The organism is Olsenella sp. An290, from assembly GCF_002159535.1.
Taxonomy (GTDB): Bacteria; Actinomycetota; Coriobacteriia; order Coriobacteriales; family Atopobiaceae; genus Thermophilibacter.
In genome coordinates, this window is record NZ_NFIU01000003.1 from 122,781 (window position 1) to 142,331 (window position 19,551).

Consider the following 19,551-nt stretch of genomic DNA (forward strand, 5'->3'; position numbering starts at 1 on the left):
CGCATGAATAAGAATGACGCGAATGCACTCTTAAGTAAACTAGTCGCATCTGGAGTTGCAGACGCATTTTTGGAAGTTATCAGCAACAGTAACAGAGTCTACGAGCTCTGCTGCAACGCTGTCGAAGACCACTTATCGCTGGGTGACTCCCCCAGGTTGTACTCTGATATGTCCGTAGCTTGTTTTACTAAAGAGATGATGCGCTACCCGTGGGATAAATGCGAATTGCGAGCTTTACGTCATAGTCGCGGAGCATACGACCGTGTAGAGTTGTCATCCAACAATATTCAAATAATCGTTTCAAAAGAGGGCGATTACAAAGCTGAATATAAAAAGGCTTGCATACGTCTTAATGATGCTCCTGGAGCAGATGGTGCGCGGGGAGCCGTTCTTTGCTATACCTCGGATGAGCAGAAGAGAATTGTTGCAGCTCGTCTTGTTATGCTGAATTCCAATTTGAATGAATTGGCAAGTGCCTCAGTTTTCCCGGCGAGCAATGCGCCACAAGTTCTTGTTGGATGAACGAGATCTGATGATATCGCGACAGGGCACGCTTGAGTGGATGTTCCCGAATGACATTTAGGGCCATGCCCGTCAGGTGAGGTCTCGCTGGCGGAGCTTGTGGGCTTCTGCTTGGCGTCGTGCGGGTGTTCGGCTGTGGCGAGAAAGGCGCTCGACCTGTAGGGAGGACGCTCGATCTGCTGTTTCCCGGAGTCAACCTGGTCAATCTCTCAAGCGGGTACAATCGTCTCATGACTCGGAGAGATTGGAGGGCTGGCATATGCGCATATGGAAGGACCCGAGCGGTAACCTCGTGGACGACCAACGCCTCCTAGCGTATGTGAGCGCCCACGGCAGTCTTTCCAAGGCCCTTGCGTCAGGTGATTTCGTGCTCGTGAGCGACAATAATGAGACGGCGAGCCGCAAGCGTCCCAGCAAGCAGTTTGGCGAGCGTCCACGCCTTGCCGACTACCTCTAGGTCGTGAGGCCGATGCCCGACGTTCTTCTCGCCAGCTACGAGGATTTCGTTTCGAGGTGGAGGGGCCTTTCCGTCCCTTCGCGTGAGGCGCACGTGGACGGCTTTGTCCTCAACTACGCATATAACTCCGGGAAGATTGAGAACGACGCCATCACGTACCGTGACACCCGCGAGGTCTTTGAGAACGGGCGCATCATTGCCTTCACTGGCGACGTTCGGACGCTCTTTGAGATACAGAACCTCAAGACCTCCTGGGAGTGGGCGAGGCCGCTTGCGACTCCCGGGCTACGGCTTACCGAGGACCTTGTCCTAAAGGCGCATGAGCTTCTGACCTACGGCACCTATGACGAGCAGCGTTGGGGGAGCGGGGAGAGGCCCGGTTCGTACAAACTGGGCGACTACGTTGTTGGCGTGAAGGCGGTTGGCGCTGGCGTGGCGGACGTCCCTGAGCTTATGAGAGACCTTCTTGACGACGTGAACTCCTATCTTTCCGATAACGGACGTGCGCTGACCGTAGCCGCCTACCTCCATGCCTCGCTTGTTGACATTCACTCGTTTGCCGACGGCAACGGACGAGTGGCTCGTCTGCTTATGAACATGGTCCTTCTCGCCATGGGGCACCCGCCGGTCGTGATCAGGGAGCAGGACCGGATGGCGTACTATGGCGCGCTCGACGCCTTTCACGACGAGGGGGACCTCGAGCCCTTCAAGCAGTTCCTCATGACCGAGTGCCTCATCACGTGGGAGGGGCGCCTCTGAGAGTCGTGCAGGGGGCGTGCGAAGGGGACAGTCACTTTTGCACGCATACCCGTGCAAAAGTGACTGTCCCCTTCGCACGCCCCCTGCACGGCTGCCCTCCGCCGAGGGGGTGGGGCCTCTGGTAGAGTCGATCGTCCTTCTCGCCCCGGGCGGCCGGTAGAATGCTACTAAACAGTCCGATGGGAGGTGCACCATGGCTAACCTGCTGAAGGATCGCTACGACGCGCTGGTCGCCACGTGGGTGGCGCTTCCGGAGGAGCGCCGGGAGAAGCTGCTCGCCGACTTCGTGCCCGACTACGTCTACAACTCCGAGAAGATAGAGAACGAGGAGCTCACGTTTGCCACCGTGAGCCAGATCGTCAGGGGCGACGCCGTCGAGGGCTACACCGGCGACGTCCAGGTGCTCGTTGAGGCTCGCAACCTCAAGGTCTCCTGGGACCTCGCCCGCATCAAGCTCGCTGAGGACCCCTGCCTCTCCGAGGAGCTCATCCAGGAGGCCCAGGGCCTCGTGACCATGGGGACGTACAAGGAGAAGCTCCTGCTCGCCGGCGAGCGCCCGGGCACGTTCAAGCTGGACAACTACGTGGGCGGGCCGGCTGCCGTGGGCATCCCGGCGGTCGAGGTGCCGCACGCAGTGGGCGTCCTCGCGGACGACGTGAACACGGAGCTCGAGGCCGGGGGGCGCCATCTCACCATCGCCGCCTACCTCCACGCGCGGCTCTCCGAGATTCACCCCTTCGCGGACGGCAACGGCCGCACCGCGCGTCTGCTCATGAACGGCGTCTTGCTTGCCATGGGGATGCCGCCCATCGTGATTCGCGCGCAGGACCACGGCGCCTACCACGCCGGGCTCGACGTCTTCCACCTCGAGGGGGACCTCAGCCCCTTCCGCCGGTTCCTCCGCAACGAGACGCTGCTCACCTGGGAGGGCCTGCTCGACTAGCATGGGATGAGGCCCCACGGAATCTTCTCAAAAAAGTTCTTGCATCAGGCGGCGGGGTTTTGCATAATAGTCGAGCTGCTTGAAGAGGTGGCCGGATGGTGGGCGTAGCTCAGTTGGCAGAGCGACGGACTGTGGCTCCGTAGGTCGAGGGTTCGAGACCCTTCGCCCACCCCATTTAATCGAATACGGATCGTTAGCTCAGCTGGTAGAGCAGGGGACTCTTAATCCCAAGGTCCAGGGTTCGAACCCCTGACGATCCACCATTTTTGGATCGTTAGCTCAGCTGGTAGAGCAGGGGACTCTTAATCCCAAGGTCCAGGGTTCGAACCCCTGACGATCCACCACGATGGTTCGCGCCCGGACGCTCTGCGTTCGGGCGCTTTCTTGTGCGCGGCCGAGCCCGGCTGCCGAGAGTTTCTGTCCGGTCGACCGGATAGACTGTCCCCAACAGGGCCCAAGGGATGGGAGGATACATGACGCGTAGGCGCTCGGCAGGACCGTCGGCACAGCTTCTCTCCTCAAGGCGGGCGCGCGGCCCCCTGGCTCTGCTCGCCGCCGCGCTCCTGGCGCTTGGCGCGTGGCTTGCCCCGGGGCTCGTGTCCGGCACGGGCGGTGCTCCTACGGCCCCCGTGACCCTCACCGACCGTCAGGCGTCCTACAGCGCCTGGGACCCCGTCACGTCGCCGGACTACTACCGCATCGTCGGGACGGCGGTCGCGGACGTGGACCTTGCGCCGGGCGAGGTCCGCTACGCGGGGCTCGACGCCCTCGGGCGCACGGGGCAGGTCGCGGCCAACGTCACCTATGACATGATGAAGCGTGGCAGCGAGCGCAGCCGCGAGGACATCTCCCGCATTCACCCCGCTGGCTGGGGCCACAACGAGGAGGTCGACATCGTGAACCCGGACGGGTCCACCTACCACGGAACCCTCTACAACCGCAGCCACCTGCTCGCCAAGTCCCTGGGCGGTGATGACGCGGAGTACAATCTCGTCACGGGCACCCGCACGCAGAACGTGGGCGACAACCACGGCCAGGACGGCGGCATGGCCTTCACCGAGGGGCTCGCGCGCGACTGGCTTCGCGAGAACCCCGACGGCACCGTCCTCTACCTTGCGACGCCGGTCTACGAGGGGGCGGAGCTCCTGCCGCGGAGCGTCCTGGTGGACGTGCTGAGCTCGGACGGCGCGATCGACCTCGAGGTGGAGGTCTACAACGACGCCGCGGGGTACGACATCGACTACGCGACGGGCGCCTTTTCCGTGGCGGGGGAGTGAGGAGCATGTCCGAGGGACTCGATATGATTCGCGGCGCGCTTGCGCCCGACGCCCGCCTGCACGAGCGCGTGGTTCGGGCAGACCCCGAGTGGCAGGGTAAGATCTTCTCCGTCGAGCACCTCCGGGTGGAGCTCTCCGACGGCTCGCTCGACTGGCGCGAGGTGGTCCGCCACCACGGCGGCGCGGGGGTGGTGGCGGTGCGCGACGGGCGCGTGTGCCTCGTGCGCCAGTACCGCGTCGCCCTGGGCCGCATGACGCTCGAGATTCCGGCGGGCAAGGTGGACCCCGGCGAGCCGCGCGACGAGTGCGCGGCGCGCGAGCTCACCGAGGAGACCGGCCTCGTCGCCGAGCGCCTCGAGCTTCTGACGGAGTCCTACGGCGCCCCCGGCTTCACCGACGAGCACACCTCCGTGTACTTTGCCCACGGCCTCTCCCAGGGGGACGCGGCGCCCGACGAGGGCGAGTTCGTGGACGTCCTCTGGGTGCCGGTGGACGATGCCGTCCGCGCCATCCGGCTCGGCCTCATTGACGACGCAAAGACCGTCGAGGGCATTCTCGCCGCCAAGGCGTACGGGATGCTATAGAATGTGAACGCAACCATGCGCCCTTAGCTCAGTTGGATAGAGCCGCGGACTTCTAATCCGAAGGTCGGGGGTTCGAATCCCTCAGGGCGCACCAGGAGCGCACCGGGCCAGGCACTCTCTGGAGCGTCTGGCCCGTCTTGTGCCCTGAGCGGCATTCTGCGGCCGTCTGCGCAATTCACGTGCGGCCTCAGGCCGTTATGCGGCATACTAGGCACGTGAGTCTGCTCGTCGGAAGGAGCACGCGTTGATTTACACAATGACGTTGAACCCGGCCCTCGACTACGTCATGCATCCCCTGACGCTCGACATGGGCTTCACTAACCGTTCGTCCTCCGAGGAGCTGCACTGCGGTGGCAACGGCATCAACATCTCCACGCTCTTGAACGAGCTCGACGTGCCGAGCATCGCCATGGGCATCGCCGCCGGCTTCACCGGCGACTACCTCCTGCACCGGCTGCAGGAGAAGGGCGTGGCGAGCAACTTCGTGTGCCTCGACCGCGGCTACACCCGCATCAACGTCAAGCTCAACGGCATCGTCATGACGATGGTCAACGGCATGGGCCCCAAGATCCCGGAGAAGAAGGTCGACGAGCTCCTGGCGCGCATGGACATCGTCGGCGCCGGTGACACGCTCGTCCTCACGGGCTCCATCCCCAACTCGCTGCCCGAGGACATGTACATGCAGATCATGAGGCGTCTCGGCGGCCGCGGCATCCAGTTCGTGGTCGACGCCCCCGGTCAGCTCCTCATGGAGTCGCTGGACATGCACCCGTTCCTCATCAAGCCGAACAACCACGAGGTCGGCCGCATCTACGGGGTCAACATCGAGGAGCCCGAGGAGTGCATGCCCTATGCGCACAAGCTCCAGGAGGAGGGCGCGCGCAACGTCATCATCTCCTGCGGCGGCCACGGCTCGCTCCTTCTGGACGAGAACGGCGCCGAGCACGTGGTTCCCACCGCCAAGATCAAGCTCGTCAACGCCACGGGTGCCGGCGACTCCATGGTCGCAGGCTTCCTCGCGCAGGTCACGCGCGGCGTCGACTACGAGACGGCCCTCATCTTCGCCTCCGCGTGCGGCACCGCCACCGCCGCGAGCAAGGGCATCGCAAAGCGCTCCACGATCGACCGCGTGGTGGGCGCGCTCTACAAGAAGATGGGCCGCGCCATCCCGGGCGTCATCGCACAGGACATGGAGAACAACAAGGCCCGCGAGGCCGCGGGCGCGGACGGCGAGCGCGCCTAGCGGTCGCCGATGACTGGTTCTTCTCGCCCTGGCGCCACGCGTGCCAGGGTGTGAGGGTTTTGGGACAGGGCCGCTCTGGCGGCCAGAATGTAGGGGGAGACCTATGTACGAGGGAGTCAACGCATCTGACGGCATTGGCATCGGCGTCGCCCGCGTCGCCGTGGAGCCCGACCTGAGCTTCACGCCGCACGCGCCGGAGGACGCCGGTGACGAGAAGCAGCGCTACGCCGCGGCCGTCGCCAAGTTCGTCGAGCAGACAAACGCCCAGATCGCGCGCATGACCGAGACCGTGGGCGAGGAGGCCGCCGCCATCATGGGCGCCCACATCGAGTTTGCCGAGGACGAGGGTATCCAGGAGATGGTCAACGGGTCCATCGAGAGCGGCATGTGCGCCGAGCAGGCCGTCTCCGAGGCGTACGACATGTACTACAACATGTTCGCCAACATGGAGGACGAGCTCTTCCGCGAGCGCGCCGCCGACGTGGCCGACGTCAAGACGGGCCTTCTCGCCGACCTGCTCGGCAAGGAGGTCGTGGACCTCTCCACCCTGCCCGAGAACTCCATCGTCGTGGTGGGCGAGCTCACCCCGTCCATGACCGCCGACATCGACAAGGACAACGTCGCCGGCATCGTCACCGAGACGGGCGGTCGCACCTCCCACTCCGCCATCATCGCCCGCGCGCTGGAGATTCCGGCGGTCCTCTCCGTGGCCGACGTCACCAAGTCCATCAAGACCGGCGACATGGTCATCGTTGACGGCTCCCGCGGTCGCGTCCTCGTGAACCCGAGCGACGCCGACCTCGAGCACTACCGCGCCAAGGCCAAGCAGTACGCCGAGGAGAAGGCCGCCCTCGAGGCCTATCGCGGCAAGCCGACGGTCACCGGCGACGGTGACGAGGTTCTTCTCGTCGCCAACATCGGCAACCCCGACGACGCCAACGTCGCGGCCGAGCACGACTGCGAGGGCGTCGGCCTCTTCCGCTCCGAGTTCCTCTTCATGGACGCCAAGGAGCTCCCGAGCGAGGACGAGCAGTTCGCCGCGTACCAGAAGGTCGCGCTGCGCATGAAGAACCAGCCCGTCATCATCCGCACGCTCGACGTGGGCGGCGACAAGGAGATCCCGTACATGGGCCTGCAGAAGGAGGAGAACCCCTTCATGGGCTACCGTGCGGTGCGCTACTGCCTCGCCAACCCCGACCAGTACAAGGTCCAGCTCACGGCCCTTCTGCGCGCCTCCGCCTTTGGCGACATCAAGATCATGGTGCCGCTCGTCACCAACCTCGACGAGATCCGCCAGGTGAAGGCCCTCGTTGAGGAGTGCAAGGCCGAGCTTGACGCCCGCGGCGTCTCCTACAACAAGGACATCGAGGTCGGCACGATGATCGAGACGCCCGCCGCGTCGCTGATCGCCGACGACCTCGCCGCCGAGTGCGACTTCTTCTCCATCGGCACGAACGACCTCATCGGCTACACCATGTGCGCCGACCGCGGCAACGACAAGGTCGCCTACCTCTACGACGTGTACCAGCCCGCGGTCCTCCGCTCGCTCAAGCGCATCATCGAGGAGGGCAACAAGGCCGGCATCATGGTCGGCATGTGCGGCGAGGCCGCAGCCGACCCGCTGCTCATCCCGGTGCTGCTCTCCTTTGGCCTGAACGAGTTCTCCGTGTCCGCCCCTTCGATTCTGCGCACGCGCCGCATCATCTCCGAGTGGACCAAGGCCGAGGCCGACGCCCTCACCGAGAAGGTCATGAAGCTCAAGACCGCCACCGAGGTCAAGGCCATGCTCCAGGCCGCCGCCCGCTAAAAGGGGACAGGTTTTTTCTCTCAGAGAGAATGGGACAGGCTATTGGACGGTGTCGCCCCGCGCGGCACCGTCTTTTCTGCTAAAAGTGCTAAAAGGGGACAGGTTTTTTCTTTCAGAGAAAATGGGACACCCCTTGCCGGCGCTCGCTTTCCAAGGAGCCTCTGCCTCGCGTCCTTCTCGTCGCGACCTTGTCGAGGGGCCTCTGCCTCGCGTCCTTCTCGTCGCGACCTTGTCGAGGGGCCTCTGCCTCGCGTCCTTCTCGTCGCTCATTTGCGCGCGTGCAAACTCGTCCCAAATGTTGAAAACCGCTCCCATTGTTGAAAAGTCCTTCCAGACTGTTATGGTTAATGCCTGTCGAGGTCGGGGGGTCAACATGCCGAGATGTGCCAGGAGGGTCTCTGAGTCGGGTTACTACCATGTGATGCTGCGAGGAAACGGCCGTCAGGTCATCTTTGAGGATGACGCGGACCGCCGTGCGTTTCTGGAGGCGTTGGGCGAGGCGATGTCCTCGCGCGGCATTGAGATTGTTGCGTGGTGCCTCATGTCCAACCATGTCCACCTGCTCCTGGCTGACCCCGGGGGCCGGCTGAGCGATGCCATCCATGCGATGACGACCAGCTACGCGGGCCACTTCAACCGGCGCTCCGGCCACGTCGGGTCGGTGTTTGCCGGTCGGTTCAAAAGCGTCCCCGTTGAAGATGATGCCCAGCTGCTCGCGGCCGTTCGATACATTCATGACAACCCTGTGAAGGCGGGGATTTGTGCGGTTCCGGACGAGTACCCCTGGAGCAGCTATCACGAGTACGTGGGCGAGCCGTGGATTGCCAGCGTCGAGACCGTCCTGGATTTGGTGGGCGGGATCGATCAGTTCGAGCGCTTCAGCCTTGCGCCGCGCCTGACCGGTTACTGCTTCATGCCGGGCGCGCGTGTTCCGGAGGAAGACGCGGCGGACGTTGCTCTCGCCGCGATTTACCCCGTATCGCTCGAGGACGTGAAGACGCTGGACGGTGAGGAGCGCGTTCGCGTGCTCTCCCTGATGCGCGACGCCGGGCTTTCCGTCAGACAGGTCGAGCGTCTGACGGGCGTGGGCAGGTACGCCATCGAGAAGAGCCTGCTGCTTGCGAGGGCCGGATAGCGGCTGCTCGCCCTGCGCCGTGGCTTTGCAGCCAGCTAACCTGTCCCATTTTCTCTGAGAGAAATAACCCGTCCCCTTTTTCTACCCTTTTTCTAGGGGAAGATGACGCGGAGGGCGGCGGGCACCACGTCTATCGAGAAGGACGTGCCCTCGATGCCCTCGCCATCGACCTGGCAGGGCGGGGCGGAGGCAAACTCGAGCTCGGCGTGGCGCACCTTGAGCGTCTCGATGACGCTTGAGCGGACGTGGCGGCCGTACTTTGCAAGCCCAAAGAGGGCGAGCAGCCGAGGCAGCGCAGGCTTGCGCACGTTGAGGCAGACGTCGAGAAGCCCGTCAGCGGGGTCGGCGCCGGGGCAGATGAGGAAGCCGCCGCCGTAGCTCGGACCGATCTGGAACGCAAAGATGTGCGGCGAGAGCTCTCTGGGCTCGCCGCCGTCGAAGCGCGCCGTGCACGCAAAGCCCCTCTTCGCACGCGAGAGGATCTTAAGCCCAGAGGTCACGAAGAGGGCCTCTCCCTCCTGCGAGGTGTCGGCCGCCCGCCGCGCGGTGGTGTCGAGCGCAATCGCGGCGTCAAGCCCGAAGGAGAGGGTCTCGGCAAAGTAGGTTCCGTTGACTCGTCCAACGTCAACGGGCCTCTCGTGCCCTCGGACGATCTGTGCGAACGCGGCCTCGATGTCGTTTCTCGTCATGCCGAGGGTTCGGGCGTAGTCATTTCCGGAGCCGAGGGGCAGCACGGCGAGCCGGGGCCGGCGCTCTGCCGGAAGCGACATGAGACCGCAGACGACCTCGTGGATGACGCCGTCGCCACCGAGAACGATGAGCGTGTCATAGCCCGCGGCGCACGCCGCGATCGAGGTGGCCTCGCCAGGCCTTGAGGTGAGGCGAACGTCGTAGCCGTCCGTTGCGGAAGAGTAGCTTCCCAGGAAGCGGCGGGCGAACTCCGCGCCCTGAGCGCCGCGCCCGCTGTGGGCAGCAGGATTTGCAACGAGCAGGGTGCGGCCGAGCGGGGAGGCTGACATGTGCTGCCTTTCTCGAGGTTCTTCTCGGTGGCGTCCATTCTACGCTTGCCCGAGACGGCGCGCTCGCCTATACTTTCACCCTGCGACCGGGGCGTGGCGCAGCTTGGTAGCGCATCTGCTTTGGGAGCAGAGGGTCGCTGGTTCGAATCCAGTCGCCCCGACCACGCACGCGGGTGTGGTTCAATGGTAGAACCTCAGCCTTCCAAGCTGATGACGCGGGTTCGATTCCCGTCACCCGCTCCAGACAAAACAGCAGGTCAGACCTACAAAATGGTTTGACCTGTTTTCTTTTATCAATTATATGCGCAATGACGATGCGCAAAAAATGCGCAATATAGGCGTGATTGACCTCAGCGATAGACGCACGTCGCCCGTTCGCACCACCCCCCCCGTCGCGTCGGGGGAGGGGGAAAGATTGCAGACGGCGCGGACTCGCACGCGGGCATGGCCCGGACTTTCAGACTCCCCCTACCCCCTGCGCGCCCTGCGAAACAGCTCCTCCGTCACCTCGTCGGCCTCGCGCCGCCACGCCTCCACCTTCTCGGGCGGAGCTTGCAGCTTGCCCCGCCGTACCCTGCCCAGCTTGCCCATGAGGAAGCAGTTTCGGCGTTGCAGCGCCGCCGTGCTCATGGTCGCGTAGTCCTTGCCCATTTCATGCCCCTCTCTGAGCCTCTGAGCGCCGTTTCTAGGCCCGTTCACAGCGCCTCGGTACCCGAGTGCCGGGAACGAGAGAAGGACGCCCCACGGCGGCCCTGAGCCGTGAGGCGGCGTCTGCTCGCCCGGTGGTCGCTAGTACACGACGGCCTTTCGCCCCGGTCGCCTCTTGGTTGTCATGGCCTGCCAGTACGCGAGGGCGCACGCCTCTATGAGGGTCGCGTCCGCCCTCTCGGTGTCCTCGAAGCCGAAGCCGTCCTTTCCCAGCTTTCGCCTGACCGTCTCGGTTGCGGACTCGGTTAGCTGCTCCTGCCCGTAGTGCGTTAGGGCGCTCTCCCTCACGGCGTCAACGATCATGGCGTTCGCCGTGGCGGCGTCCCCGGCGCTCGGCGTGACTATCTTCCCCTTGGCGAGGCCGCCGTCCACCAGCTTCTGGATGAGGACGCCGGAGCCCGCCTTGCCGTCAACGGCGACGGCGGCGACCTTGTCTTTCCGGTCTAGAACCCACTTGGCGAACCACGCGACGCCGTGGGATAGCGGCCTAACGTCTATGACCTCGACGTATGGCGGCTCACCGGTCGCCCTGAAACGCTCGTCCATGGGCCGCAGGCACACGGCCAGCGTCCCGCGCGTGCCGTCCGGGCTGAACTTCACGCCGACCGTGAGAAGCCCGTCCTCCGGCGGCTCGTCCGTCTCGCACAAGTCCCACGACCTGCGGTCTATGACGTGCTGTAGGACGCCGACCTCCGCGCCCCACCAGCCTAGGTACTCCCGCGCGAAGCTGTCCGCCGCCGTCTTGTCCGCCGCGTCCGCCATAACGTCCTCCCTGATTCGGTACCCCATGGCGGGGCAGCACTCGTACCAGCGCTCCGCGTCGTGGGGGTCGCCTATCTCCGTGGCCGCCCATTCGAGCCACCAGCCGCCGCCCAGCTCCCCCGCGTGGGCCTTCCTGTGGAGGTCGCGGAAAACGGTTCCCTTGCACTTGGGGTCTGGGGGCGTGCCTATGTAGATCATCTGCGGGTCGCCGCTGTCCGTCGCAAGCGTCGTGGGCTGCAAGGCGGACGCCTCCAAATCGTCCAACGTCTGCGCCTCGTCGACCACGATAACGTCATAGGTCTTGCCCCTCGAAACTGAGGTCGTGCGCGTGTTGAACTCGATGAACCCGCCGTTTGAGAAGTAGACCGCCTCGTTCCCCTGCGCCTGCTTCACGCCGTTGTGCGCAAGCTCGGCGGCGAAGTCCGGCGTACCCTCCGCGAAGCTCTTGATTCGCTTGAACATCTCGCGCGTCGTTACGCCGTGGTGGGCCGTGTAGAGTACGGCCTTTCCCTCGACGGCGGCGCACCAGACCGCATAGAAGCGGGCGGCGTAGCTCTTCCCGTTCTGCCTCGGGACGCTCAGGCCGATTGTCTTTGAGGCCGCCCGCCCCGCGCCGTCGCGGGCTAGGTAAAGCTCCAACTGCCGCGCCTGCCACGGCATGAAGCGCACGCCGTAGCTCTCGAACAGCCCCACGGCCTCGCCGCCCCTAGAGGAGGAGAAGCCGCCCACGACCTCGAACGTAGGCTCCTGCCTGCCGTGCCTAGTCGCCATCGGCCACGGCCTTCCGGGCGGCTTGCAGCGGGTTCGCCGTCTGCGCCGTGGCGGCGTCCATGTCCTCTATCTGCTCCACGACCTCGATAAGGCGCTTGCTCAGGGCGGCCATGTCGCGCCCGCTGCTCGTGGCCTCTATCTGCTCCGCGATCTCGTCGCGCAGGGCAACCAGCATGTCACGCTTTTTGCCCTTCTTAGCTGCTAAAACGAGTTTGCCCATGGTGGGAAAACCTCCTATCACTGGCGAAAACGAAACCGGGCGGGGGCAGCGCTATGCCTCGTGGCGTGCCGTCGGCCATGGGGAGGACAAGCCCCCACACCCTCACCAAGCCCGCGAGTGCTTCAAGGGCTTTTGCTCCCGCACCTCGCCCTTGCTCTTGCGAAGCCCGTTGCCCCGCTTCTGGTTGCAGATTCGTTGTCGATGCACCGGGCGCACGTTGCGCGGGTCTAGCGCGCAGGCCGTGGCCGATGCGTAGCCGCCCTCCTCGAAGCGGCTGACCGGAACGATCTCGTCAAGCTCGAAGCTGAGCGGATGCCCGGCGGGAAGCGAGTAGTCTATGGGCGCTCCACACAATGCGCAGGGCAGGCCCATTGAAGCGACGCGCCTTCTCAGGTCGCGCCGCCTCGTGCCGTTGGATACGCGCGGGTTGTGGCCGCCCATGCTAGGCGACCTCGCTAGGCGTCGGGCATGGCGGCAGGCTGAACCTGTAGGGGACGGACTTCCACGCCTCGTGGAGAAGAGCGTCCGTCTTTGCCAGCGCGAGCAGGGCAGCGCCCTCCACGCTGTACGGCGCGCCCAGCGCGTAGCCCTCAACGTCGCCCACGAAGCGCCGCGCGGGCTCCGTCACGGCCTCGGCGTCGAAGCCCTCGCCGCCCTCCTCCACGAGAAGGCGGCACGCGGTGTCAAGGCGACCGTAGGCGACCTGAGCCACGGCGCGGCGCTCCTCCTCGTGCCGCTCGCCCAGCGCGTCGAAGCTCGCGGCGAAATCCGTCAGGGCCCGCTCGACCAGCGAGAGGGCGCGCTTTGCTCCTCCCCAGTTCCCGCCGCACTCGTTCTTGACGCTCCTAGCCATTGTCCGCCCCCTTCCCGATGGGTCCGCACGCGCGGCCCATGAAGCTCTCTCGCCCCGTCAGATAGTTCGCCCAGTCGCGGGCAGCCGTCTTGAGGAGCGCGTAGGTAGCAAGCTCCCCGCGATCCAGCGGCAGGCTCCCGCACTCGCCGGCGATGCGCCGGAACGCCCCGGCGGTCACGTGGTCGCCCTGCACCTCGGCGTACTCGGCGGCCGCCTCGCACGTCTCGACGGCGGCGGCCCTGAGCCTGTCCGCAGCCTCGCCACGGCACGCCGCGCGGGCGGCCTCGAACATGTGCATACAAGCGGCCTTGAAGTCCGGCTCTAGCTCGGCGGCCACGGGCGGCAGCGTCACGCGCCCACCTCCTCGCGCGGCACGCGCAGCGGCTCCACGGCGTTCCCGAGAATGGACTCGTAGCCCTTGAGGTAGTTCGCCCAGTCCCTGAGCACGACGCCCAGCCGCTTGTATCCCTCGCGTTCCTCGACCTTGCCGGATTCCGCCTTGAACCTCATGGTCTTGCAATCCGACTTGATGATCTCGAAGGCGTGGTAAAGCTGCTCGTCGCGCGTCGCGTCGAAGCCCTTGAAGCCCAGCTCGTGCGCCCGGTCGATAATGGCGCGGGCGGCCTGATGGTTCTTGCCCCACGACGCGAGCGCCCGCGAAACCTCGTCGGGTGTCACGTTCTCGCGCTCCCTGAGGAGCGCCACGTAGCGCTCGGCGTTGGCGCTCATGGGCTTAACCATGTCGTTCCCGATGCGCTCTAGCGCCCTGTCGCACGCCTCAATGGCCTTGCCGCGCCACGGACTCCACGCCTCGCCGTCCTCGCCTCGGCCACCGGCGGCCATGCAGTAGAACATGGCCTCCGCGACCTCCTTGAACTCGCGCTCCTTGAAGTCCTCGAACTCCATGCGCTACTCCCCCTGAGAAGCGACGTCGCCCGAAGGCTCGCCGCCCTCGTGGCCGCCCGTGATGCCTCCGACGATGCCAGCGAAGGCGTTGCCGCGCGCGATGCCGTTGAGCGTCATTTGGAGGAACGAGAGGCGGCTCTTGAGGTCGTTCTCGTCCTTGTACTCCTGAAAGCGAACGCCGTTGATGAACCGGTCAATCGCCTTCTTGGCGTCCTCTACGTACTCCATGGCCCCGTCGAGCGTGCTGCTGATGCCTGTGACGAACGCCGGGTGTCCCTCGCGCGCCTGCCGCGCCTCGATGTCGCGCAGCGTCCTATAGATTGACCAGTTGTCGCCATAGTTGCGGAACGCGGCCTCAAGCTCGGTCTTTGTGACGCGCGAGCGCGCCCCGAGCGCCTGAACGTATGCGAGCGCGGCGGCGCTCGGCGCCTCGGCCATCTCGTCGCCCGCCTCGCGCTCCGCCTGAGCGAGGACGGCGGCGGCCTTCTCGCGGAACTCCTCGCATGATGCGTAGAGACGTTCCTGGCCCGCGCGGCCCTTGAGCTTGCCCATAGGCTCGACCGTCTGCCCCGGCTTGAGCGCGGCCATGTACTCCTTGTAATCCTGCCTTGCGACCTCAAGCGCGGCGCTCGCGCACTGCTCGGCGATGATGGAGAGTCGCGCGTTGGTGCGCCCCTTGTCGAACATCCCTAGCCCTCCTCGCCCTTGAGCGCGGAGATAGCGCCGCGCACGTCCGCAGCCACGGCCTCAAGGAACGAGACGGCGCTCTCGCGGCCCTCGTCCGTGTCCGGCCACTGGCTGAGGCGGACGCCCTTCTCGGCCTCCGCGAGCTTGCCGCGAACCTCGCCCATGATCTTGTTGACGTTCATTCGTGCCTCTTTCTCTAGAAGTCCTGCCCGCCCATTCGGCGGTGCCCGATAGCGAGGACTGAGGACTCGCCCGCGAACTCGGTGGGCTCGTAGACTCCCCACTCCTCATAGCGCCCGACGTGAGCGAGCGCCCTTAGCGCAGCCGTAACCTCGCGCGTGGCCGCCTCCCTGCGCCCCTTGCGCTTGTAGGAGCACGAGACGTAGACCTCGAAGCAGACAAGGCCGTTTCCGCAATCGTCCGGGCGCATGACCTGAACGTAGACGCACGGAACGCCGTCCGCGAAGCCCTCGGCCACGCGGTAGCCCCTGAGGCTCACGCGCAGCCACTCGGCTATGAACCGGCGTTCCTCGGCCCCGATGCCGCGAAGGTCTGCCACTAGACGCCTGCCTCCCCGGCGTCGATGGGCTCAAACAGCTCCTCGAGCGACCCCTCCCAGCCGAGCGCCGCCGCGATTCGCCGCGCCTGCTCCTCGTAGGGAACCGTTCGCCCGCGCTCCATCTTGGAAAGCTCCGAGCTGTTGAGCCATGCCACGCGGGCAAGCGCCGCCTGCGTTAGCCCTTGCTTCTCGCGCTCGAACTTCAATCGCGTAATGCGATCTGCGAAGAACCCGGCGCAAGGTGTGGTTACTGCCAATGCCTCTACCTCCGTTCTCGTCGTGGTCTAGCCCTACACCCTTATGTTAGGATGGGGGCAGTTCTAAAGATGTGGCGTCTTTGAAACACATAGAGAAGGGGCTTCTATGAGCAAGTTTGACAAGGCGGAGACTACGGGCCCGCGCTTCTACTCCATGCCGAGCCTTGCGGGGGCGGGCGGGGAGGCCGCGAAGGCTCACGGCTGCTTCTCGTTCGTCCGCCACGACCTCGCGGGCCACACGGTCTATGAGCCGATGCGCGATGGTTGGCGCAAGTCCTCCGAAACGTCCCGGCTGCTCAGCGACCTTCTGGGCGTGAACCCGTATGACGCCGACGAACTAGAGGCGTTCATGGGCAGGTACGGCCTCGCGTACTCGCTCGCTCGCGTCAACGTGAGCGACGGCGAGCAGCCCTATTACGCGCTCCCGGCGACGTACACGGCACACCAAGACTTGTTTATGACGCGGCGCATATTCCAAAAACGTTTCGGTACCAATGAGGCATGGGGCATAACCGGTAGCGTCGCCATGACGAAAGACCTCTTTGACGCCTCGGACGGCCCGACGCCGGACGGATACGAGGACGCCTCCGGCCTCCTCTCCCGCCATGAGGCACAAGAGGCCGTCGCCACCGTCAAGGCCGTTTGCCAGACCATCCTCGACGCCGTGAAGGTGGGCGGCTACCCGAGCGCCGACGATCTAGACGCGCAGGAAAAGCTAGACCTCGCGTGCCAGTACGCGAGCGCGGCACTCGCCCGCCATACGTTCGCGATAGCGCCGTTCGGCGGCACCATGCCGGACTCGGCCCCGGCGCTCGCCCTCGCGCTCGCCCAGACCGTAGCAATAGCCCTCGACGGCGAGCCTCTGAAACAGTGCAAGCACTGCGGGCGGTGGTTTCAGTACAAGACCGGGGCGCGGACGTATGCCGTGCAAGACCCGAGCGTTCAGAGGCGCGAGCGGCGCGCGGACTACTGCTCGGTCAAGTGCCAGCAGGCGCACAACTACGAAAAGCTCAAGGCGAAGCGGGCAGCCGAGCGCGCCGAGCGCGAGAAGGCGGCCTCGAACGAGAAAACGGCCTCGCAGAACGCCGTATGAGGCCCTAGAACGGGCGACCTCGACCGGATGCCCCGAGGGGTCGGGAACCGCCGTCATTCGGCGTTCTGCGCCGCTTAGCGATTACCTCCGTCCCATCCGCCGCCTTTCGCGCGTGTCCACCCAGGGTGGGTTCATCCCCAAAGTGCTGAGAACTGCAACAGGAACTGCAACAGGTGTGTAACAGCTTGAGCGACAAAAGCGCAGGTAGCTGACCATGCGTTGCAGTTGTTACAGTTGTTGCAGTTGTTTTCTCGAAAACCCTATGAGATACGGAAACAACATGCTTTTGCCTTGTATTCCACTGTCGTTTTCTATCCCTATCCTCTTTTTAGAAAAAGAACTGCAACAACTGTAACAAGCGGGGTAAATCCGGCGCTTTACCTGCAAAAACACCTGTTGCAGTTCCCTCGCTGAGAACTGCAACAGGAACTGCAACAACTGTAACGGCGCTCGCGTATTTTCTGAGGTTAAGACTTACGCCTCCACGCTGTCAGGGTTCCGTAGCCGGGAACCCTCTGCCTGCCCGTTCGGCGATAGGATGGGCTGGAGTCGAGCGCTCGCGAGATTCTGTTCTGCTCAGGCCGTCGCATCGTCCTGAAGTCATCTGCGAGGATGCCAAGCGCCTCTTTTGCCGCCATCTCGCGACAAGTGATCTCCGGCTTTGCCCTATCCAGCCACTCGCGTATGCTCTCTGCCCATTCGTCGGCCTCGGTGAATGTGGCCTGTGCCGCCGCCATGTCTGGGAGAACGGCGTCCGGGAGTCTGAGTCGGCGGAGGAATCCATCCTTGCCGATGCGGTCGTGCTCCTCCAGCATCTCCGCGATTCCGATTCTCACGGCCCTAAACATCTCTTCGCGCTCGCTGTCGGCAAGCCGCTTGGTCGCGTGGCACTCGATGATGGGGAAGCGCCGGTTTCCCGTCTCGTCGCTCAGAACGTCGCGGCTGTTGGTGCTGCCGACCATGACGAATGAGCGGGAGAGGTCGAAGTCGCCACGGTAATTGACGTGCCTAACGTCGCTGTTGCGGCTGACGGCGGACTTGAGCTGCTCAAGGCTCTTGGTCCCCTTCATGGCGGCGAGCTCCTCCACATCGGCCACCAAGTGTCCGGGTGCGACCTGCGAGATTGACTTCTCGTCCATGCCGCGCGCGAGCGTGACGAACAGCGACGGCGCGAGCGCACAGGCCTTCCAGAACGTGTCCTTCCCGATGCCCTGTGCCCCGTAGAGTATCGGCATGAGCTGGAAGTCGCACCCCGGGTACAGCGCGCGGGCGATAATCGCTCGGAACGTCACCCGCTCAACCTCGTAGGTGTATCGGCACGGCGTAGCGCCAAGGAATCGGGCGAGCGTCCACCCCGCCACGCATGTAACGTTCTCGATGATGTTTCCCGCCTCGTCGGTGAGCGCGTAGCCCATCCCGCGCGGTGCGGGTGAGACGATGCCAAGGCATGTGGGAGCGCCATCGTAGAAGGGGGCCATGCCGAACGGCCCTTCTCCCGTTTCGGTCACGTTCAGCCCGCCGCCAGTGTTCTTCTCCACTTTTGGGAGGTTGAGAATTGCGTCGCGAAGCGGGTTGAACCGATGCTCGACCGCCGACGTGAAGACGCCCATCGCGTCGCGTATGCTGTGCCTGTCCGCCTTCTTGGTGCTGTAGTGCTCCACCACCATTCGGACCGCCGCCCCGTCGCGGGAATCGTCCCAAGGGCGTGGGGTGGGGTCGGGGTCCCATGACGTTGGGGCGAGCTTCCAATACTCTCCGTCGCAATCGTTCAGCTTGAGGGCGGCTACAAGCTCGGTGCTTCCCTTCATCCACTGGACAAGCTCCTCGATTCGCGGCTGCCTCTCCTCGTCAAAGAACGAGTAGCCGTCTATCGGCTCGACGCTGAGCTTGGGCTGCGCGGCGAGCGCTTGGGCGTGCGCCACCCCCAGCGCTGAGGCGAGGCCCGCTGGGTCCTCGGCGCGCCACTCGCCGGCGTCCTTGGGGGCACCATCGGGCCACGCGAACGGGATTGCGATAACGCCCTTTTTCTCCAGCCTAGCGACTGCCTTCTCGATTTTGGGGCGTCCCGTCTCGTCGTTGTCGAGCATGAGGACAACTCGCATCTGCTCGACTTCGTTGCGCGCCTCGATTGCCTGAAGCGTGCCGTTGCTGATGCTCGACAGAACAGGGGTCGCTCGGTAGCCCGCAGCTTCGACCGCGAGTGCGTCGGGCCACCCCTCCACAACGAAGCAAACGCCGTCCTCCCCGCAGATTGCGTCGGGGTTCAGCAGATCGGGCTGCTTCATGGCCTCTTTGTTCGGTTTGGCATATTTCCGGTATCTCGGGTGCTTGTCCCTGTACTCCTTGGTTCCTCGCTCCTCGTATCCCTCGGATATGTCGCGGTCGATGTGGTAGTAATCGAAGCTGCCCCGCGCCGTGAAGACAAGGCGGGTGTAGCCGTCCCAATACATCCCGGTAAAGTCTTTATATGATCCCGCGCGGCGGATGGTGTCGGCGTCAACCACTCCAAGGCCCGCGTCGATTGCCTCCTCGACTGTCATCCCGCAATGGGCGGAGAGGTAGGGGGCGGCAAGGCGCTTGGCCTCGTCGCTGTCTCGGAGGGTGCGCCGCGACTCCTCGATAAGCGCGCGATGGTGCGTCCGGCTTTCCTCCGCAGTGAAGCCGTATTTGTTCAGTTCACGCTTTTTGACCGGGGCGATTGCTGCGCTCCCGATGCTGACGCCGCGCTCCGCGCAGATCTTAGCGACGGTTGCCCCCGTGATGCCTCCGTCGGCGGTGAAGGTCTCCCACTTGCTCGCGCACACTCCGGGCTCGTAGCGGTCGGGGTCGCGGGAGCTGAACTCATCCCACTCCTCGACGCCAAACCCTGCCGACTTCAGCCCCATCCCAATCTTGAGCCATTCGTCATAGGTGAGCGTTTGGGGGTCGATAGCGGCGAGAAGCTTAGGAAGGTCCGCGTGTTTGTTCTCGCGTCCTGTCATATCCCGCC

Annotated in this window: 23 protein-coding genes and 6 tRNA genes; 16 read left to right on the forward strand and 13 right to left on the reverse strand. The window is 64.6% G+C overall.

The genetic code is table 11. The features are described 5' to 3' along the window. The first annotated feature begins 3 nt into the window (after positions 1-3). The 13 genes from B5F84_RS09445 to B5F84_RS03335 all read left to right on the forward strand — a co-directional run bounded on the left by B5F84_RS09445 (position 4) and on the right by B5F84_RS03335 (position 8,727). Positions 4-522, forward strand: a complete 519-nt coding sequence (locus B5F84_RS09445) for a hypothetical protein (protein WP_143786038.1) — start codon at positions 4-6, stop codon at positions 520-522. A 259-nt stretch (positions 523-781) separates the two neighbouring features. Next, positions 782-979, forward strand: a complete 198-nt coding sequence (locus B5F84_RS03280; protein ID WP_087225076.1) for a hypothetical protein — start codon at positions 782-784, stop codon at positions 977-979. Positions 980-991: 12 nt separating this feature from the next. Further along, positions 992-1,738 carry a Fic family protein gene (locus B5F84_RS03285; RefSeq protein WP_087320749.1) on the forward strand — a complete coding sequence of 249 codons (747 nt, stop codon included), beginning with the start codon at positions 992-994 and terminating at the stop codon, positions 1,736-1,738. A 193-nt stretch (positions 1,739-1,931) separates the two neighbouring features. Beyond that, complete coding sequence (locus tag B5F84_RS03290) at positions 1,932-2,681, forward strand: Fic family protein (protein WP_087320751.1); 750 nt, start codon at positions 1,932-1,934, stop codon at positions 2,679-2,681. A 98-nt stretch (positions 2,682-2,779) separates the two neighbouring features. After that, a tRNA-His gene (locus tag B5F84_RS03295) sits at positions 2,780-2,855 on the forward strand. Positions 2,856-2,868: 13 nt separating this feature from the next. Beyond that, positions 2,869-2,944: transfer RNA gene (locus B5F84_RS03300), tRNA-Lys, on the forward strand. A 5-nt stretch (positions 2,945-2,949) separates the two neighbouring features. After that, positions 2,950-3,025 (forward strand) — tRNA-Lys (locus B5F84_RS03305). A 129-nt stretch (positions 3,026-3,154) separates the two neighbouring features. Beyond that, a complete protein-coding gene (locus B5F84_RS03310; RefSeq protein ID WP_158094471.1) occupies positions 3,155-3,958 on the forward strand; it encodes a DNA/RNA non-specific endonuclease in 804 nt (267 codons plus the stop codon). Between the two features lie 5 nt (positions 3,959-3,963). Then, complete coding sequence (locus tag B5F84_RS03315) at positions 3,964-4,542, forward strand: NUDIX hydrolase (protein WP_087320758.1); 579 nt, start codon at positions 3,964-3,966, stop codon at positions 4,540-4,542. Positions 4,543-4,559: 17 nt separating this feature from the next. Next, positions 4,560-4,636 (forward strand) — tRNA-Arg (locus tag B5F84_RS03320). A 150-nt stretch (positions 4,637-4,786) separates the two neighbouring features. After that, positions 4,787-5,785, forward strand: a complete 999-nt coding sequence (locus B5F84_RS03325; protein ID WP_087320761.1) for a 1-phosphofructokinase family hexose kinase — start codon at positions 4,787-4,789, stop codon at positions 5,783-5,785. A 103-nt stretch (positions 5,786-5,888) separates the two neighbouring features. Beyond that, positions 5,889-7,592, forward strand: a complete 1,704-nt coding sequence (gene ptsP / locus B5F84_RS03330) for a phosphoenolpyruvate--protein phosphotransferase (RefSeq protein ID WP_087320764.1) — start codon at positions 5,889-5,891, stop codon at positions 7,590-7,592. A 373-nt stretch (positions 7,593-7,965) separates the two neighbouring features. Continuing rightward, positions 7,966-8,727 (forward strand): transposase, encoded by a 762-nt coding sequence (locus tag B5F84_RS03335; protein ID WP_087320767.1) that lies wholly within the window; start codon positions 7,966-7,968, stop codon positions 8,725-8,727. Positions 8,728-8,819: 92 nt separating this feature from the next. Here the strand turns inward: B5F84_RS03335 and B5F84_RS03340 are convergent, their stop codons facing one another. After that, complete coding sequence (locus tag B5F84_RS03340; protein WP_087320769.1) at positions 8,820-9,746, reverse strand: diacylglycerol kinase family protein; 927 nt, start codon at positions 9,744-9,746, stop codon at positions 8,820-8,822. An 87-nt stretch (positions 9,747-9,833) separates the two neighbouring features. Between B5F84_RS03340 and B5F84_RS03345 the strand changes: the two genes are divergently transcribed. Next, positions 9,834-9,910 (forward strand) — tRNA-Pro (locus B5F84_RS03345). A gap of 5 nt (positions 9,911-9,915) precedes the next feature. After that, a tRNA-Gly gene (locus tag B5F84_RS03350) sits at positions 9,916-9,989 on the forward strand. Positions 9,990-10,214: 225 nt separating this feature from the next. Here the strand turns inward: B5F84_RS03350 and B5F84_RS03355 are convergent. The 11 genes from B5F84_RS03355 to B5F84_RS03405 all read right to left on the reverse strand — a co-directional run bounded on the left by B5F84_RS03355 (position 10,215) and on the right by B5F84_RS03405 (position 15,418). Further along, a complete protein-coding gene (locus B5F84_RS03355) occupies positions 10,215-10,397 on the reverse strand; it encodes a hypothetical protein (RefSeq protein WP_087320772.1) in 183 nt (60 codons plus the stop codon). A gap of 138 nt (positions 10,398-10,535) precedes the next feature. Continuing rightward, positions 10,536-11,987 carry a terminase family protein gene (locus tag B5F84_RS03360; protein ID WP_087320774.1) on the reverse strand — a complete coding sequence of 484 codons (1,452 nt, stop codon included), beginning with the start codon at positions 11,985-11,987 and terminating at the stop codon, positions 10,536-10,538. Then, a complete protein-coding gene (locus B5F84_RS03365) occupies positions 11,977-12,207 on the reverse strand; it encodes a hypothetical protein (RefSeq protein ID WP_087320778.1) in 231 nt (76 codons plus the stop codon). Before B5F84_RS03365 ends, B5F84_RS03360 begins: the two co-directional genes overlap by 11 nt. 102 nt (positions 12,208-12,309) lie before the next feature. Next, on the reverse strand, positions 12,310-12,648 hold the full coding sequence (locus tag B5F84_RS03370) for a hypothetical protein (protein WP_087320781.1): 339 nt from the start codon (positions 12,646-12,648) through the stop codon (positions 12,310-12,312). Position 12,649: 1 nt separating this feature from the next. Further along, positions 12,650-13,060, reverse strand: coding sequence for a hypothetical protein (locus B5F84_RS03375; RefSeq protein WP_087320783.1), 411 nt, complete (start codon positions 13,058-13,060; stop codon positions 12,650-12,652). Continuing rightward, positions 13,053-13,412 (reverse strand): hypothetical protein, encoded by a 360-nt coding sequence (locus B5F84_RS03380; RefSeq protein ID WP_087320786.1) that lies wholly within the window; start codon positions 13,410-13,412, stop codon positions 13,053-13,055. The genes B5F84_RS03375 and B5F84_RS03380 overlap by 8 nt, the downstream gene beginning before the upstream one ends. Next, positions 13,409-13,966: a hypothetical protein gene (locus B5F84_RS03385; protein ID WP_087320789.1), complete on the reverse strand. Its 558-nt coding sequence runs from the start codon at positions 13,964-13,966 to the stop codon at positions 13,409-13,411. Before B5F84_RS03385 ends, B5F84_RS03380 begins: the two co-directional genes overlap by 4 nt. Before the next feature lie 3 nt (positions 13,967-13,969). Beyond that, positions 13,970-14,653 carry a hypothetical protein gene (locus B5F84_RS03390; protein ID WP_087320791.1) on the reverse strand — a complete coding sequence of 228 codons (684 nt, stop codon included), beginning with the start codon at positions 14,651-14,653 and terminating at the stop codon, positions 13,970-13,972. 2 nt (positions 14,654-14,655) lie between these two features. After that, positions 14,656-14,835 (reverse strand): hypothetical protein, encoded by a 180-nt coding sequence (locus B5F84_RS03395; protein WP_087320794.1) that lies wholly within the window; start codon positions 14,833-14,835, stop codon positions 14,656-14,658. Between the two features lie 14 nt (positions 14,836-14,849). After that, positions 14,850-15,212, reverse strand: a complete 363-nt coding sequence (locus B5F84_RS03400) for a hypothetical protein (RefSeq protein ID WP_087320797.1) — start codon at positions 15,210-15,212, stop codon at positions 14,850-14,852. Beyond that, positions 15,212-15,418 (reverse strand): helix-turn-helix transcriptional regulator, encoded by a 207-nt coding sequence (locus B5F84_RS03405; protein ID WP_158094472.1) that lies wholly within the window; start codon positions 15,416-15,418, stop codon positions 15,212-15,214. Before B5F84_RS03405 ends, B5F84_RS03400 begins: the two co-directional genes overlap by 1 nt. 157 nt (positions 15,419-15,575) lie before the next feature. On the opposite strand from B5F84_RS03405, the gene B5F84_RS03410 reads away from it, so the two are divergent. Continuing rightward, complete coding sequence (locus B5F84_RS03410) at positions 15,576-16,562, forward strand: hypothetical protein (RefSeq protein ID WP_087320803.1); 987 nt, start codon at positions 15,576-15,578, stop codon at positions 16,560-16,562. Positions 16,563-17,029: 467 nt separating this feature from the next. On the opposite strand, the gene B5F84_RS03415 is transcribed toward B5F84_RS03410, so the two are convergent. Further along, positions 17,030-19,543 carry a VapE domain-containing protein gene (locus tag B5F84_RS03415; RefSeq protein WP_087320806.1) on the reverse strand — a complete coding sequence of 838 codons (2,514 nt, stop codon included), beginning with the start codon at positions 19,541-19,543 and terminating at the stop codon, positions 17,030-17,032. Between the last annotated feature and the right edge of the window lie 8 nt (positions 19,544-19,551).